Below are 16,265 nucleotides of genomic sequence, written 5' to 3' on the forward strand. Positions count from 1 at the left end.
AAACCGGAAGAAAAATTAAACTGAAAATTAAGACACTATTTATGCAACGCTAGTGTTGCGATTTAGAAGGTAAATTTAAATTTTCTCTCCCAAAAGAGAACCCGTTAATCTCAGGAGGCTCCTTTTCTTTTCTGCTTTATTTCACATCCTGCTCATAAACCATCTCAGGTGCTGCTTTCATTTTATGCTTCTTTTTCGGTTTAGGGCCCATGTTATCAAAACGTGCCTTATCATAAATGGCTGTGCCCACAATTTCCGCTGCATCCTGAAGCTTTTCCTTGCTGATTTTATCAATTGTATCTTCTGGAGAATGGTACCATGGCTCAGTAGGGCTGTGAATGAATAATGCGGCCGGGATGCCCGCTTCAGCAAATGGCACATGATCACTTCTGCCGCCCTGATATACTGGTGTCGGCTCACCGTTCAGCCTTTCACTGGATGCTTGTGAAAGCTCTGTTACCAGATTTTCTTTTCCATCCAATGTCATCATCACTAAATCGCCAGCATCCCTGCTTCCAACCATATCAAGATTAAAGTTCGCAATCGTCCTGCTGATCTCATCGTCAGAAAGACTGTCAACATAATGATAAGATCCAATCAATCCCAGCTCTTCAGCTCCGAATGTAACAAAGCGAATTTCTGTATCAGTTGGAATTTCCTTAAACACACGCGCCAGTTCTAAAGTCATCGCTGTTCCGGAAGCATCATCATTCGCCCCAGGCGCCCCGGCCACAGAATCATGGTGTGAGCCGACTACAATAATGTCATCGTTCGCTTTCTTTTTACTGGTCGGTTTCTTTGTGGCAATCACGTTATGGGAAATTTTTTCTCCTGCCTCCGCACCTTCAATGGTCAGGGAAGCTGTTAAGGATTCACCGCTCTCCAGCAATGCAAGGATTGCCTCACCTTCTGCTTTGGACAGGGCTAATGCCGGAACATATTCTTCATTATGAGCTCCAAGTGTTCCGCTTAATGGACCCTCTGCATTATTAAAAATAATTACTCCGGCAGCCCCTTTTTCCGCTGCATTTAAAACTTTCTCGGCAAAAGAAATGGAACCGCGCTGAATAAGAGCTATTTTGCCTGTGAGATCAGCGCCTTCCAGTTCTTCCGGTGTGCCCTGACCTGCAAATTCCAGCTCTCCGCTCACATCCCCATTGACTGAATAGGTAAAGGATCTTGGCTGCAGTTCCCCTCCATAGCCATCAATGGTCAATTCCATATTGCTCGGAGGAGTATATCCATAAAACGTGAATGGCTGAATCTCTGTTTCATAGCCATAGGATTCGAATTGGCTTTTAATATACTGAACAGCGTTATACTCCGATTCCGTACCGGCTACACGCGGAGTTTGTGAAAGATAATCAATATTAGTATAGATATTATCTGCATTAATTTTATTTACTACCTTCTTATCGAATACATTTACCGGCTGGTTCTGTTTTACGCCGGCTGCCTGTGCAAAAGCTGCTTGTGCTCCCACTGCCCCAAAAACAAGAGTTGAAGCTAATGCCACTTTTAAAATTGGTTTTCTCATCTAGTACCTCCAATAGAATAATAGATTCCGCTCACTAAATTTTATAATGTTTCGAAAACTCTTATAAGGGTACAAGATACTAGAATACAGTAGGTACAAAAATCTATATTTTGGTTATCTTGTAAATTTTAGGTATTAATTAATAGGAAAATAGATAAAAAAAGAAGGCTGCTCCATGCAAGCCTTCTTCCATTCTATTTCATTAAATCATGGTCCACATAACGCTCGCCGTTCAATTCACTGATTACGTTAATCGCCACTTTCGCACCGTCTCCAGCTGTAATGATCGTATGGACGCTGACTCCTGCAATAGTTCCGGCTGCCCAAATGCCCTCAACATTCGTCCTGCCGTCAGCATCAGCATCCAGAACCGTTTTAATGCGAGGCTCAGTCCCTTCTTTGGTCTTCAAACCGGCTTTTTCGGCTAAATCAGTTGAAAGCCCTGCTGCCACAATCACATGCTTCGCTGAGTATGATTTTTCTCCTGCTGTTACAGTAAAACCACTTTCAGCTTTTTCAATGTTTTCTACAGTTCCTTCTTCGATCTCTGCCCCAAACTTAACAGCTTGCTTTTTGCCTGTTTCAATCAGTTCCGGGCCAGTGATTTCCATAACGCCATAATGATTTTCAACCCATGCCCGTTTAGTCATGCTTTTATCATTATCCACAACCACTACCTTCTTGCCCGCTTTAGCGGCAAATAGAGCAGCACTTGCACCAGCAGGACCTGCACCCACAATTAAAATATCAAACATCCATACTTCCTCCTTTAACACATTATTTACTTATAGTTTATCCAAGTTAATAATAATTGTAAAATAATGTGATTTGAGGAAAATTGTCCAATTTAATCCTCATCTTTGATATCCCGGTCCTCCGGTATCATCTCATTTAAAATTTCCTCCACCAGCTCCCTGTATTTTTCCACCTGCTTTAGATGGGCATTAAACTGTTCCTTGTATATTAAATACTGTTCTCCGTCATAAATGGCGCGTATTTTCTTTTGCTGAATCAGGCTTTCAACATATGACTCAGGGTAAGATAAATATTCTGCGGTTTCTTTAGTGGTCAGATACATTGCTTGTCCTTCCCTTTCTTATTCCTTATAATATAATTTTACTAATTTCCAGACACTAGAAGACTCTGCTAAAATCATATAGAATAGAAGCTATAAATAATCTGTATAGGCAACCTGTATATTCTATTATTATACGCGAAAAATACTAATTTGACTGAATCCCAGCATATTTCAGCCAAATAAAGAACAGGAGAAATATAAGCTAATGAATAAAAAAAAGGTACTGGGCTTATATGTGATCATCAGCCTTATTTGGGTATTCGGAACGAATTACCTTTTGCATATGCTTGAACCTTCTTCTCTTGTCAGTTTTCTATTCAGAGCTAAAGAATTTCTATACATCATCGCTACAGGATGGCTGCTCTATTATTTTATAGGCAAAAGAGATGAGCTCAGCGCCTCAAGAGAAGATGAAAAGCGCCTTTCCACTTTAATCAATTCCATGGTGGATTTTGTTAATTTCAAAGATGGTCAAGGCCGCTGGATTGAGTCTAATGAATTTGGACTTAAGCTATTCAATCTCGAAAATGTCGATTATAAAGGCAAGAAGGACTCAGAACTGGCAGATTACACTGATTTTTATGCAGACGCACTTCGCTACTGTGAATCATCAGATGAAGAAACCTGGAGAAACGGTAAAATTACCCGCATTGAGGAAGTAATTCCCTTGCCTGACGGAACAGAGAAAACGTTCGATACAATTAAAGTACCGCTCTTCCATACAGACGGCAGCCGAAAGGGACTAGTCATTATAGGCCGGGACATAACAGAAAGAAAGCATGTGGAGAAGCTCCTTGCCGAAAGCCAGCAGCAATATAAATCCCTGTTTGAATATAATACCGAGATCGTCTTTATGACAGACCTTCATGGCACGATTACAAAAGTAAATCCCCAATTTAAAGCCGTGACAGGTTACAGTCCTAATGAAACATTAGGTAAAAGCATCAATGAAATTATACCGGCTCCTTATAAAACGAAGGCAATCGAAGACTTTACTGGCATCCTTGAGGATAAACAGCCAAAGACCTGTGAGTTTGATTTTAATCATAAAAATGGCAGCAAACTGACTATTCAATGCACTGCCCTTCCGCTTATTGTAAACGGTCAAATTGCCGGGGTCATCGGCTATGGGAAAAATGTGACAAAGCTGCGTCAGGCTGAAGAAAGACTGCGCCGCACCGAAAAGCTTTCTGTGGTTGGCGAGCTTTCTGCAAGTGTTGCGCACGAAATCAGAAATCCTCTCACATCTTTGAAAGGCTTTGTACAGCTCATGCAGCTGGAAGATGAAAAGCATCAGTTCTATTATCAGATCACGCAGGACGAACTGGACCGGATCAACCATATTGTCGGCGAGCTGCTGCTCCTTGCCAAGCCTCAGGATATTTGTTTTACAAAAGCAGATGTTCAAAAAATCCTGTTTAATGTCATTTCGCTCTTAAAAACAGAAGCCAGCATGCACAATGTCCAGATTGAATTTCTGTTAAAATCGGATGTTTATATGATTGAATGTGAACCAAATCAGTTAAAGCAGCTTTTTATTAATATCATAAAAAATGCAATCGAGGCATCTAAAGAAGGCAGCAAAGTAACCGTTACACTGCTGGCGGAAGACCACCAGCTGACTATCCTGGTTAAGGATAATGGCTGCGGCATGTCGGAAGATCGCCTAAATAGGATCGGTGAACCTTTTTATTCGTCAAAGGAGAAGGGAACAGGCCTCGGACTCACAGTCAGCTTCAAGATTGTCCAATCCCATAATGGTTCCATTCATTTCAATAGCGAGAAAGGGAAAGGAACAGAAGCTGTCATCAAGCTCCCTGTAAAAAAACAAACACCTGCCCCTGAAGCTGGATTAACAGTTTAACAGCAAAAGAGCGATGTTCAATCAAACGTTTGATTGAACATCGCTCTTCTTTTAATTTCCCTTAATCTCCAGCAGCTTCAGCCTCAAGTCATTTTCCATATTTGCCAGGTCGTGTTCTGCCTGCCGGCGCTTATTCCTGCCTTCTTCCTGGATCCTCAAGGTTTCTTCAAGAGTAGAGATCAGGTTCTCCTGTGTTTTCTTTAATGTTTCAATATCGACAAGGCCCCGCTCATTTTCACGTGCTGTTTCAATTGTATTCACTTTCAGCATCTCCGCATTTTTCAATAGAAGGTCATTGGTAGTTTTTGAAACCTTCTTCTGGGCTTCGACTGCATGGCGCTGGCGAAGCAGCGTCAAGGCAATGGCTACCTGATTTTTCCACAGCGGGATGGCAGTCATAATGGAAGACTGGATCTTTTCAACCAATGCCTGATTGGTATTTTGTATCAGGCGGATTTGAGGCGCACTTTGAATTGTGATTTCACGGCTCAGCTTCAAGTCATAAAGACGTTTATCCAGACGATCGGCAAACTGGATCATATCGTTAACTTCCTGGAACTTCATTTGGTCATTTGACTCTTCAGCCCTCTTCTTCAGCTCGGGAATCGTCTTTTCATGAAGTTCCTCAAGCTTCAGTTCTCCTGCTGCAATATAAACATTTAACGCATGAAAATACTCTTTATTATTTTCATAAAGCTTATCTAACATGACAATATCGGAAAGAAGTGCATTCTTGCTTCTTTCCAATTTCACGCTGATCCGGTCGATTTGAGCTCCTGTTTTCTGGTATTTGGACAATACTTCCTGAACAGAACCGGAAATCTTTCCGAACATACGCGCAAAAAAGGATGATTTCTCAGGCTTCAGCTCATCCGGATTCACATCGCTGAATTTTTTCATCAGATCATTAATGATTGTTCCCACTTCACCAACGTCTTTTTTCTGAACATGCTCGAGCATGGTATGGGAGAACGATAACAGCTTTGATTGAGCTGGTGTTCCGTATGAGATCATCGCCTGGTGATTGGCCGGATCAATTTGCTTTGCAAGCTGATAAGCTTTTTCGCGGTTTTCTTCCGGAATCACATCGATCAGCCTTGTCCGCTTTTCCGAATGCAGCGGCGAGGAAGCTGGCTGCTGATTTTCCCCAAAAGGATCTGCCAGCAAATCATCCATTAAATCAGTGTTTTTTAACAGGGACGGTTTTTCTTCGGTCATTTCAATCTCCTGCTTTCATCATGAATTCTTGATTCTTTTATCTTCTCAATCGAATTCCTGGCAACATCAATTTCAAGATGAAGCTGATCAATATCTTCCGCTATAACCCGGTGAAGATCTTCCTCCACATGATGGGTAAGTGCATCAAGTGTACGTCTCGTCTCCTGGAGGGACTGATCCAGTTCACGGGATTTTCTCGGCTGGGAAGATAGAAAGACATACTTTTCCGCCAGCTCCACAGCAGAATCCAAATGGGAAAAATAAAACTGCTCCGCCTGATAGAACCGTTTCGGCTCACTTCTGGTCAGTCTGTAAATCCTCCTTGTCACCCTCATGAACTCCATGCGCTGCTTCAGTGTCGGGAAATGCCGTATTGAGAACATCGCTTTGTGCAGACGGGTTATTTTGCGGCGTGCCTCATCAAGATTTCGCTTTATATATTGGTATTCCCTTTTCGTCAATCCATGCTTTTTCAAAAAGCGGCGGCGCTGAATCAATCCTCCGGCCCAATAAGTGAGCAGCCAGGCTCCAGCTCCATAAACCCCTGACAGAAAAAATGTTTGCCCGAAAGCAAAGTAACTGGCCAGCCAGACACTGACAGACAATGGAACAGCCGTCAGCAGGCGAAAAGCAAATGCTAAAAAGGAATTCATATTTATCGACTCCTACTCATAGTCCTACTTATTTATACGTAATTAATAAACCTAAAGTTTCATCCACAGACATCTTTCAGCAAAAAAGGCATATATCCTTAAATCTATTAAAACACTTTTAAAAAACTTCTCAAGTTATACGATACAAAATAACACGATTGCCTGCCATAGACCACAAAAGTAATCGCTACTAAGACCTGAGACGTATATTAAATAAAAAAAGCACCTGCGGAAATTTTCCGCAGGTGTTTTAAGGCTATTTAACCGCTAATGCACGCTTGCCCATGGCATCGTATATCTTAATGAACTTCTCTTTAGGCATTTTAACATCTTTTTTAACAGCTTCACTGTCATTAAAATAAACATAATCGGCATCCACACCGGTTACGACAATACAGTGCAGAGGTGTCGGTGCACTAATCGTTTTGCCGGCAGGCGTTTTCCAGGTTCTTTTATTCGGCATTTCATGGCTGATTGTAAACCATGCCAGTACAGGGTTACCCTCTGAAACAGCTTTTTCTATTTCTGAGAAATCCTTCCCTGTCAGATTTACACCACCAGGACGATATTGATCAAGCAGCTTTTTCAGCGGCCCCGGATTTATCGTGTGTCCGTTGCCAAAAGGTGTTCCAACAAACCCGACATCAGGGTCCCCCCAGGTTTTAATCGATCCGTCTGCATTTCTTACCAGCTTGGTTGAGTCATATGGCATTTTTTTTGCCAGTGTGGTTTTGCTGACATTCACTCCATAAAATTTCAATGCCATCGCAAGGGAAGTGACTTCACATCCGCTTGGCAGCTCCGGACGCTGGGCAATGAGCGGCACACTAATTTGGGACAGGCGGGCATCACTGGCTCTCACATAATCACCGCTTACATAACCCGTTCCGCCATTGTAAGAAATTTTATACCAGCCATTGCTTTCCTTATGTATAACATTCAATACAGATCCGTTCTTCAAGGACCCTATTTTCCCGTAACTTGTACCCGGACCTTTCCGGACATTTAATGACGTAGCATCCACCCGGTAAAGCTTTTCATTTGTTTTGACATACTGGCCGCTGACATAGCCTGTTTTGCCATTGTAGTTAATTTTGTACCAGCCGTTTGCAAGTCGTTCAATCGCCTGAATACCGCTTCCTTGAGCCAGGCTCCCAATCCAGCTGTAATTTGTTCCCGGACCGGAACGGACATTCAGACTGGTTGCATCCACTGTGTAAGTACCGGAAGCCGCTTCTGCCACTGCCTCGTTTGAAAAGCTCGGAATTGACGGTGACAAGACTCCACCTGCCAAAATAGCTGCAGCAACAGTGCCTTTTAATATAGCTCTGTTTCCATATGTACCTTTTAAAATTGCCATACACTTTCCTCCATATCCCTGATTTTATTTCTGTCGAATTTCGCGGATTACTCTAAAAATAAAGATTAGCAAACTTCAAGTCTACCTATTTGGGACTGGAAAAATTTTATTGATTCTATTGAATCAGTTTGAAATTGCTTATTTAGCAGAGCCAGTATATTTGGCATCTGTATATCTTCCCTTTTGAAAAAGTTTAATTATAAGGGCTGCAGGGAATAAACACTTGTACCAATTTACTTACATCTTGGAGGAAACATAATGAACAAGCACTATTTTCATATAGTAACTTTATTAATAGGATCGATTATATTCCCTTCCTCAGGATATGCAGAGGATACGATTGGGAAGGAAAACAAGGTTGTGCTGATCTCCTTTGATGGAATGAGAAACGACCTGGCAAAAGAATTTATCCAGGACGGCAAGCTTCCTCATTTTAAATCACTTATGAAGAACGGAGTGGCTGCCAAGGATTCCACAACCGTAACCCCTTCGCTCACTGCACCATCCCATGCTGCCATTGCCTCAGGTGCAGCTCCATCGGAAACCGGTATGGTCAGCAATAAATGGCAGGACCCCAACAAGGAATTGGCCAATGGAGAAAGCGCTTTTCATCAGCCGCTTGATAAAAGCCCGCTTTGGGCAGAAGCCAAAAAGAATGGCAAAACAACGGCCACCGTGCTGTTTCCCGGATCAAACCCTGATGCAGGCGAACAGGCTGATTATGCAGTTTATTATGGTGAAACCTGGGCAGAAAGCTCTCTGGATAAGCTTCAGTTCAAAAAAACAGAGAGCTGGAAGCACACCAAAAACACCTTCAGCCCTGCAAAGGAAGCTGCAGTGAAGCTGCCATTGAAAAAAGCAAAGAATAAAAAAATTTATATATTAGCTTTAGACACTTCGGATGATGGAAAAACCAGCTATAACCGCTTCATTTTTTCGGAAAACCGTTCCGCAGACTCCGAAGATGTCATTGTCAATGCCAATGAATGGGGTTCAATTCCTGTTGAAGCTGATGGTGAATCTGCAGGATTTTGGTTTAAGCTGAAAACTGATGCCAGCCTTGAGAAAGCGAGCATTTACCGGACTGCTGTTACATCAGCCCTCATTGAAGGTCCAGAAGGATTTGAAGAGGAGCTGCTATCGGAATTCGGCTTTTTCCCTGTGCAGGATGATACAAAGGCTTTTGAAAAAAAGTGGATTACTCGGGAAGAGTACGAGGAAATTGGTTCGCGTTTTGTCCGCTGGGCAACTGATGTGTCTCTTTATATTAAAGAAAAATACCAGCCCGATCTGCTGATGTTTTACACACCTCAGATCGATTATGAATCACATCATTTTCTGCTGACAGATCCGCGGCAGCCCGGGTATTCAGAGGGAAATTCCCAAAGACATTCGAAATACATTGAATGGGCCTACAAGCTTGCAGATGATGTAGTAGGACAGACGATGGACAGCCTTAGCGAAGAAGACCACCTTCTTGTGGTATCTGATCACGGCATGGAGCCAGTCCATACCATTCTGGCTCCAAACACCCTTCTGAAAGAAGCTGGTCTTTTAAAAACAGATAGAAAAGGCAGAGTGGATGAGGAGAAGTCCAAAGCAATGGCTGTAGCCAGCGGATCAGCTGCTCAAATATATCTTAACGAAAACCTCACCAAGAGAGAAAAGGAAAAAGCTGCAGACCAAGTGGTGAAGCTCTTTAGCGAATATAAAATCAAACCAGAATTTAAGACAAAAATCCTAAAGGGCTATTTAGGTGAAGCCGGTGATTTTCTTACCGAAGGAAAGTTCAGCCAATTTAATCAAACGGCAAAGCAATTTTCCAATTACCTTTTCAGGAAACAAGAAAAGCCTTTTCATATTGCCTATGATAACAATAAAGAGAATAAGCACCCTAACCAGGGAGACATATTGCTGCTTGGTGCAAGTGGCTATATGATGGGCAGCAGCCTAACAGACCCCCAAATGCCGGCAATAGAACTTGGCAGCCATGGCGGCAATCCTGACCGGAAAGAACTCAAGGCGGTATTCTTTGCACAGGGTCCTTCTTTTAAAAGTGACAGCAGAATTGGTTCGATTACCACACTGGATATCGCCCCGACCGTTTATAAACTTCTGGAGATACCGGCTCCTGACTTTTTGGAGGGTGAAGTTCTGAAAGATGCTATACAATAAACAGGAGAGGCCTTGCACATTTAAGCAAGGCCTCTTACAATTGATACCACGTGGTTGTTAAAATTTCCCAAGTGGATTTTGGATTTAAACTATAAAACATTTAAATTATATATAAAAATTGGGATCATGTTTCCTTGCAAAATCATTAGGGTTGGATGCTAGATACATAATACCTAAAAAGAAAAAGGCTTATCCCGTAAGTGATAGCCTTGGTTTTCTTACGCTTTTTTGCGAGATCTTTTTTCTCACTTGATGGAGAAATCGGATAGATTTTTTGTGACGGGTTAGGAAGTTTAATTGTTAGTTACATTTCCATTCCAATCCCGCGACTGCTTCACAATGCATAGTCTGCGGGAACATGTCCACAGGCTGCACTTCGATGGTTTTATATCCGCCATCCTCTAAAATACGCAGATCCCTTGCCAATGTTCCCGGATTGCAGGATACATAGACGACTTTCTTTGGCTTCATGCTTAAGATGGTTTTCAAAAGAGCCTCATCACAGCCTTTTCGCGGCGGGTCAACGACCAGCACATCTGCGGTGTTCCCTTTTTTATACCATTCAGGAATTACTTCTTCTGCTTTCCCGACTGCAAATGAAGCATTTGTCATCCGATTCAATTCCGCATTCCTCTTCGCATCCTCAATGGCTTCCGGCACGATTTCAACTCCGAACACTTCTTTTGCTTTCTGTGCCAGGAAAAGAGAAATGGTGCCAATTCCGCAGTACGCATCGATAACCTTTTCTTCTCCGCTTAAATTCGCATATTCCAGTGCCTTATCATATAAAACCTTCGTTTGCTCCGGGTTCACCTGATAAAAGGAACGGGCAGAAATCGCAAATTTGATATCGCCAATAAAATCATAGATCACTTCTTCTCCCCAGAGAACTCGTGTAACATCTCCCATGATCACATTTGTCTTCCGCGAATTCACATTATGGACGATGGATTTAACCCCATCAATGCTTGATGCAATCTCTTCCACAATCTTTTGCTTATGCGGGAGCTCGTTCGTCCTGGTAACAAGGACAATCATCACTTCGCCTGTCACAAGACCATAGCGCGCCATCACGTGGCGGAGCTCGCCTTTATGCCTGCCTTCATCATAAGCGCGGACACCATAGCGGCCGCATATTTCCTTTACCTTTTGAACAACCTCATCGTTTTTTTCCTGCTGAATGAGACATTCCTTCATATCGATGATCTGGTGGGTGCGCTGCTGGTAAAATCCGCCGATCAGACCGCCCTCCTGCTCGCCAATAGGAACCTGCGCTTTATTTCTGTAGCGCCACGGATCCTTCATGCCGAGAACCGGATGCACCTTGACGCCCTCAAGCTTCCCGATTCTTTCCAGAACATCTCTGACCTGTTTTTCCTTGGCGAGAAGCTGTCCTTCATAGCTCAGGTGCTGCAGCTGACATCCGCCGCACTCCTTATAAATCGGGCAGGGTGCTTCTACCCGGTATGGGCTGCTTTCATATGTCTCGATCAGGCGCCCAAATCCATATCCCTTATTCACCTTAATCACTTTTACCTTTGCTCTCTCACCGGGAAGCCCATCCGGCACAAAAAGCGGGTAACCGTCAACCTTTGCCACTCCTGCCCCTTCATGGGTCAAATCCTCAAATGTAACATCTATATAATCATTTTTTTGCACAGGTAATGTTCTGCTCATGTTTTTCTTCCTTTTCAGCTTAATTCCGTGACCTATTTTGACTAGACAGATTGTATCATAAAACAGGGCTAAATACGAAATGGATATCTTTCAGATCCATTGGACCTGCATACCCCGCAGCATGTCTATTTGCAGAAACGAATCCTGAATTTGTATTTTTTCCAGTCTATTTGCAGGATTCCCCTGTCTATGTGCTCTTTCACTCTTCTATTTGCAGTAAATACTTTTCTATTTGCATCTTTCACAACTTCTTGTGTTTTTGCATAATAAAAGCCCGCCCTGTAATAGAGCGGACTTCCTATTATTCGTGGGAGCTTTCCCAATCGGTTGGACGGTCTTCTTCACGAATCTGGTCAATAGGGACAAATACTTCCAAATGTCTGTACAGGTTTACGAATTCAGCAGGAAGCAGCCCGCCAAATTCACCGTCAAGATTGAGCTGTACTTTCTCTTTGGATTGCACTTTAATGCGGTTTGCCTGCGTGTAGATGACATGCGGATCCTTTACATGCTCACCCCGGACTGCCATTGTCGCGATCCGGATAAAATCGGCGAGATTGGTTTTCTTTAAGATCAGCAGGGAAAATAGCCCGTCATTAATACAGGAATCCGGCGCAAGCTTCTCGAACCCGCCGACTGAATTTGTCAGACCGACAAGGAAAAGCATGACCTCACCCTCAAAGATTTTGCCATCAAACTCAATGCTCACTTCAGTTGAGCGGATAGAAGGCAGCATTTCAATTCCCTTAAGGTAATAGGCAAGCTGGCCAATCATGGTTTTAAGCTTGCTTGGCACCTCGTAAGTCAGCTCTGTCAGCCTTCCTCCGCCAGCAATATTAATAAAATATTTATCATTTATGCGGCCGATATCCACAGGAATGGTATCCCCTTTTACAATGATATCTGCTGCCGCTTCCACATCTCTTGGAATATGGAGAGCACGTGCAAAATCATTGGTTGTGCCCGTTGGGATAATGCCGAGGCGCGGACGGTAATCCTGTTCGGCGAGTCCATTTACAACCTCGTTAATCGTACCGTCTCCGCCTGCTGCAACGACCAAGTCGAATCGGCGTTCAACAGCAGTCCGGGCAGCTTTAATCGCATCCCCTTCACCTGTGGTGGCATGGCATGAGGTTTCATAGCCAGCTCTCTCCAGTTTTTGCAAAACCTCTGCTAAATGTCTTTTAAAAATTTCCCGGCCTGAAGTCGGATTATAAATAATTCTTGCTCTTTTCATAGCCCATCATCCTATTATTGAAATATCTAAACTTAATCCTTTTTATTCCATCTTTTTACATCATAGCGAATAGTCCTCGGCTTAGCAATTATTCACTGCTATCCGTTTCTATTCTATTCACTTCCTGCTGTTTTCACAAGTGATCAGATGCACAAATGAATTATACCCTTATTAAGCGAAAAAGTATCGTAATTAAGTTATATTTCTTGGCCTGGCGGTCTAAAATCAGCATTAACAAGGATGAGGTTGAGTATTATTCCTGTTTCAGATCCTGCAAAACAAGGTTCTTAACATAGTCAATAATGGTTCTATATGGATATTCTTCATTGATAACCCTATGAAGCATTGCCCCGTCCATAAAAGTCCAGAACAACCCTGCTACATGATTTGGATCTGCATCGGAACGGAATTCCCCGGCGTTCTGTCCTTCCTCCATAATATCTGTTATCAGGTTTAAGAAGAACTTCTTTCCCCGCTCATTCAGGATTCGATTCAGGTTCTCATCTCTTGAGGAATGCAGCGTAAATTCCAGCTGCACAGTTATTCTATCTTTTCGTTCCCGGCTGAATGGGCTCATATCCCTGTACAAGTCAAACAGGTATTCAAGTTTCTCTTCCGCGGAGGAGAACATGGATATTTTCTCTGCAAGTCTTGCATTAGCTGATTCTGTCTGCTCATTCAACAGCTCCAAATAGATTTCTTCCTTGCTTTTAAAATAATTATAGATGGCTCCCTTGCTGATTCCTGAATATGCGACAATGTCATCTATGGTCGCTGCCTGAAATCCTTTTTTGGCAAAACAGGCCAAGGCGCCAGACAGGATCTCTTTCTTTTTTTTCCGTTTATATTCCTCTGATACGATAGGCGTCAATTCTGTCCCTCCAAGGCATTGGATTTAGTCTCTTTCAGTTATTCATTTATCAGCAGCACTTCCTGCTGATTTCACTTTTATTCAGGATTTCTTCTATATATAGGCTGGCATGTTCACTCGTGATTTCCATGTTTTCCTCCGCCAATCCCGCTTTTATCAAGTCTTCTTTCATTTTAGCGAGAAATAAATCTCTGATAGCTGCTGAACGGCACGGCTGCATCTGTGCTGCCAAATCCCAAATCCATTGCTCAAGATGGACACTCTTGCTCTTTTTTTGCATTTCCTGCGGAACCTGCCTTCTTCCCATATCTCTCACTCCCCAGGCATTGGAATTAAAATAAACTAATCGGTCTTTTTTATTGTAAGTATTTTTATATGAATTTTCAAATTTTTTCATATAAAAAAACTCCTAACTTCCGTTAAGAGTCACTCCTGATCTATTTGATTTTTCTCCCGGTACATCGTTATTAATCCCCCAATGAGCATAAAGCAGGCGAAGGCAAGAGGAAACCAGCGTTCAAACCAGGATTCTTTAGGAGGCAGCCCACTATGTTCCTTAGAAGCTTCTTCGGAAATTTCGCCTGAAATTTGAGCCATAACAAGATTGGTAAAGTCCTCTTCCCCCGGCATTGCGGGCAAGGAGTACTCCTCCTCGTCCATTGCTTCTAGGTATACTTCCAGACATTGATCACATATATAGAGATGATCTTCATAGAGTTCACGCTCATGTTCAGAAAGCTCATTTTTCGCATATTTCCGCCATTCCTCCAATGAAAAATGCTCCATGAAAATCATCCTTCCAATATTCCTTACAGGGAGTGCTTTGAAACACAAATAATATCCTGCAGGGTATTATTCTTATCAAACATGTCCTTATAACTATTCGAATAACATGCTTTCTTTTTGAGTGCCGAAACAATCATAATTTAGAGAATGGAATAATTCAATACCTTTTTTATAATAATTTCTTACTTAAAAAGTTACAGTATTTTCTATCCTAATTATTATAGATAATGATTAATTCTCCCTTTTTACTAAACCATTATATGGTAAACTGTAAGCAATGACTATATACAGAGGAGGCTGGTAAAAAATTTTCAAATAATGGACAACTCTAAAAACCAATTGAATATATTGATGAAAAAGGATGAATACGATGACTTTTCTTATTTACCTGGCAGCATACTTGATAGGATCAATTCCTACTGCCTTATTGTTTGGCAAATTTGCCTTTGGAATTGACATTCGTGATCATGGCAGCAATAATCCCGGTGCGACTAATACATTAAGGGTTCTTGGCAAGAAAGCAGCTATCGTGGTTCTGCTGGTGGATGTGGGCAAGGGTGCTGCAGCTGCGGCAATGCCTGTCATTCTGAACGCTCAGGCTGATCCGCTAATAGTCGGGATGGCCGCAGTTGCCGGTCACTGCTTTCCGGTCTTTGCAGGATTCCGCGGAGGAAAAGCCATCGCAACCACTGCAGGTGTATTGCTTGCAGCAAATATTTGGATGTTTTTAATCGCCTATATTTCTTTTACCGCTATTATTTTCCTAACGAAGTATGTATTTTTCGGCTCTTTATCAATGGGTGCATCCTTGCTTATTTATTCCTTATTTACTGAAGGCACTGAACATGAACTTATCTTTTCTATTTTCCTATTATTTCTGATTTTCCTGCATCGTTCGAACATTAAAAACTTTATTGAGAATAATGAGCCTAAAATCAATGATAGGCGCTTAAAAGATGACCGCATCCCTCCAAGAGATGATAAAAAGCGAGCCTAATTGAAACCCGGATCCTGCATTCGGGTTTTTTTATTATTTTTCACATGAAAGCAGCTCCTTAAGCAAAACCTTTTAATAAAGTGCATTCGAAGGAGCTTGCATATGTTCTTGATCTTAAAAATAGCGAGTCTTTACTTAATCACAATTATGATTATGAGACTGATGGGCAAGTCGACAATTATCCAGATGACTCCTTACGACCTGGTCGCCATCATTATCGTTGGCACAGTAGCTTCTGAACCTCTCATTAGCACAGAATACTGGCCGACATTAGCAGCATTGGCCATTCTGGTAGGCCTTCACATTCTCTTCTCTTATTTGACTTTAAACCAAATTGGCAACCGGTTTTTTCTTGGTGAGCCGACGATGCTGATTAAAAATGGAGAAATCCTTGAAGACAATCTGGAAAAATCCCATTTATCCATGTCTCAGCTGCTGTCCATCTTAAGAAGCAAAGGCTATCCCAAAATTGTAGATGTGGATTACGCTATTCTCGAGCCCATCGGTGAAGTGAGCATCATACCGAAAGTGGCCAATACGCCTGTAACAGTTGAACATTTAAAGATCAGCATACAGGATGAAGGGCTCCCGATCGCAGTGATTGTGGATGGAAGGATTCAGGCGCGTAATCTCGAGCTGCTGGGACAGACTAAAGAGTGGCTTATAGAGCAGCTGCAGCAAAACAATTTGAATGAGAAAGATATTATGTACGCTTATGTAAATGAAAAGTCGAAGAATTTGAATATAAACAGACGCAGATAATTTTCTAAAATAGGTTTAAGGTTTGAAGTTGAGGGTATATAAAATTGGTT

The 16,265-nt window shown here is 42.2% G+C and carries 15 protein-coding genes; 4 read left to right on the forward strand and 11 right to left on the reverse strand.

All coding sequences use genetic code 11. The features are described from left to right. Positions 1-136 precede the first annotated feature (136 nt). From BFI01S_RS08060 to BFI01S_RS08070, 3 genes are all read right to left on the reverse strand, one after another. Positions 137-1,537, reverse strand: coding sequence for a M28 family peptidase (locus BFI01S_RS08060; RefSeq protein WP_061792152.1), 1,401 nt, complete (start codon positions 1,535-1,537; stop codon positions 137-139). A gap of 194 nt (positions 1,538-1,731) precedes the next feature. Beyond that, entirely contained in the window at positions 1,732-2,292 is a 561-nt protein-coding gene (locus BFI01S_RS08065; protein ID WP_061792153.1) for an FAD-dependent oxidoreductase, read from the reverse strand. A gap of 92 nt (positions 2,293-2,384) precedes the next feature. After that, positions 2,385-2,615, reverse strand: coding sequence for an excisionase family DNA-binding protein (locus BFI01S_RS08070; protein ID WP_061792154.1), 231 nt, complete (start codon positions 2,613-2,615; stop codon positions 2,385-2,387). A 205-nt stretch (positions 2,616-2,820) separates the two neighbouring features. Between BFI01S_RS08070 and BFI01S_RS08075 the strand changes: the two genes are divergently transcribed. Then, positions 2,821-4,479, forward strand: coding sequence for a PAS domain-containing sensor histidine kinase (locus tag BFI01S_RS08075; protein ID WP_061792155.1), 1,659 nt, complete (start codon positions 2,821-2,823; stop codon positions 4,477-4,479). 51 nt (positions 4,480-4,530) lie between these two features. Here the strand turns inward: BFI01S_RS08075 and BFI01S_RS08080 are convergent, their stop codons facing one another. The 3 genes from BFI01S_RS08080 to BFI01S_RS08090 all read right to left on the reverse strand — a co-directional run bounded on the left by BFI01S_RS08080 (position 4,531) and on the right by BFI01S_RS08090 (position 7,710). After that, a complete protein-coding gene (locus BFI01S_RS08080) occupies positions 4,531-5,697 on the reverse strand; it encodes a toxic anion resistance protein (protein ID WP_061792156.1) in 1,167 nt (388 codons plus the stop codon). Further along, positions 5,694-6,350, reverse strand: a complete 657-nt coding sequence (locus tag BFI01S_RS08085; RefSeq protein ID WP_061792157.1) for a 5-bromo-4-chloroindolyl phosphate hydrolysis family protein — start codon at positions 6,348-6,350, stop codon at positions 5,694-5,696. The genes BFI01S_RS08080 and BFI01S_RS08085 overlap by 4 nt, the downstream gene beginning before the upstream one ends. 256 nt (positions 6,351-6,606) lie before the next feature. Continuing rightward, positions 6,607-7,710: an SH3 domain-containing protein gene (locus BFI01S_RS08090; protein ID WP_061792158.1), complete on the reverse strand. Its 1,104-nt coding sequence runs from the start codon at positions 7,708-7,710 to the stop codon at positions 6,607-6,609. Between the two features lie 258 nt (positions 7,711-7,968). On the opposite strand from BFI01S_RS08090, the gene BFI01S_RS08095 reads away from it, so the two are divergent. After that, a complete protein-coding gene (locus tag BFI01S_RS08095; protein ID WP_061792159.1) occupies positions 7,969-9,885 on the forward strand; it encodes an alkaline phosphatase family protein in 1,917 nt (638 codons plus the stop codon). A gap of 300 nt (positions 9,886-10,185) precedes the next feature. Here the strand turns inward: BFI01S_RS08095 and rlmD are convergent, their stop codons facing one another. The 5 genes from rlmD to BFI01S_RS08120 form a co-directional block, all read right to left on the reverse strand. After that, entirely contained in the window at positions 10,186-11,562 is a 1,377-nt protein-coding gene (gene rlmD / locus BFI01S_RS08100; RefSeq protein ID WP_061792160.1) for a 23S rRNA (uracil(1939)-C(5))-methyltransferase RlmD, read from the reverse strand. A gap of 301 nt (positions 11,563-11,863) precedes the next feature. Continuing rightward, entirely contained in the window at positions 11,864-12,799 is a 936-nt protein-coding gene (locus BFI01S_RS08105; protein WP_061792161.1) for a diacylglycerol kinase, read from the reverse strand. Positions 12,800-13,052: 253 nt separating this feature from the next. Then, the gene (locus BFI01S_RS08110) at positions 13,053-13,670 is read right to left on the reverse strand and encodes a TetR/AcrR family transcriptional regulator (protein WP_061792162.1); all 618 of its coding nucleotides are present in this window, start codon (positions 13,668-13,670) and stop codon (positions 13,053-13,055) included. A gap of 49 nt (positions 13,671-13,719) precedes the next feature. Then, a complete protein-coding gene (locus tag BFI01S_RS08115; RefSeq protein WP_235831137.1) occupies positions 13,720-14,067 on the reverse strand; it encodes a hypothetical protein in 348 nt (115 codons plus the stop codon). Between the two features lie 29 nt (positions 14,068-14,096). Continuing rightward, positions 14,097-14,456 (reverse strand): hypothetical protein, encoded by a 360-nt coding sequence (locus tag BFI01S_RS08120; RefSeq protein WP_061792163.1) that lies wholly within the window; start codon positions 14,454-14,456, stop codon positions 14,097-14,099. A gap of 370 nt (positions 14,457-14,826) precedes the next feature. Here BFI01S_RS08120 and plsY point away from each other — a divergent pair, with 370 nt between their 5' ends. Both plsY and BFI01S_RS08130 read left to right on the forward strand, forming a co-directional pair. Next, positions 14,827-15,453: a glycerol-3-phosphate 1-O-acyltransferase PlsY gene (gene plsY, locus BFI01S_RS08125; protein WP_061792164.1), complete on the forward strand. Its 627-nt coding sequence runs from the start codon at positions 14,827-14,829 to the stop codon at positions 15,451-15,453. Between the two features lie 102 nt (positions 15,454-15,555). Then, positions 15,556-16,215: a DUF421 domain-containing protein gene (locus tag BFI01S_RS08130; protein WP_061792165.1), complete on the forward strand. Its 660-nt coding sequence runs from the start codon at positions 15,556-15,558 to the stop codon at positions 16,213-16,215. Positions 16,216-16,265: the final 50 nt, after the last annotated feature.

Origin of the sequence: Cytobacillus firmus NBRC 15306 (assembly GCF_001591465.1) — a bacterium.
Lineage (GTDB): Bacteria > Bacillota > Bacilli > Bacillales > Cytobacillaceae > Cytobacillus > Cytobacillus firmus.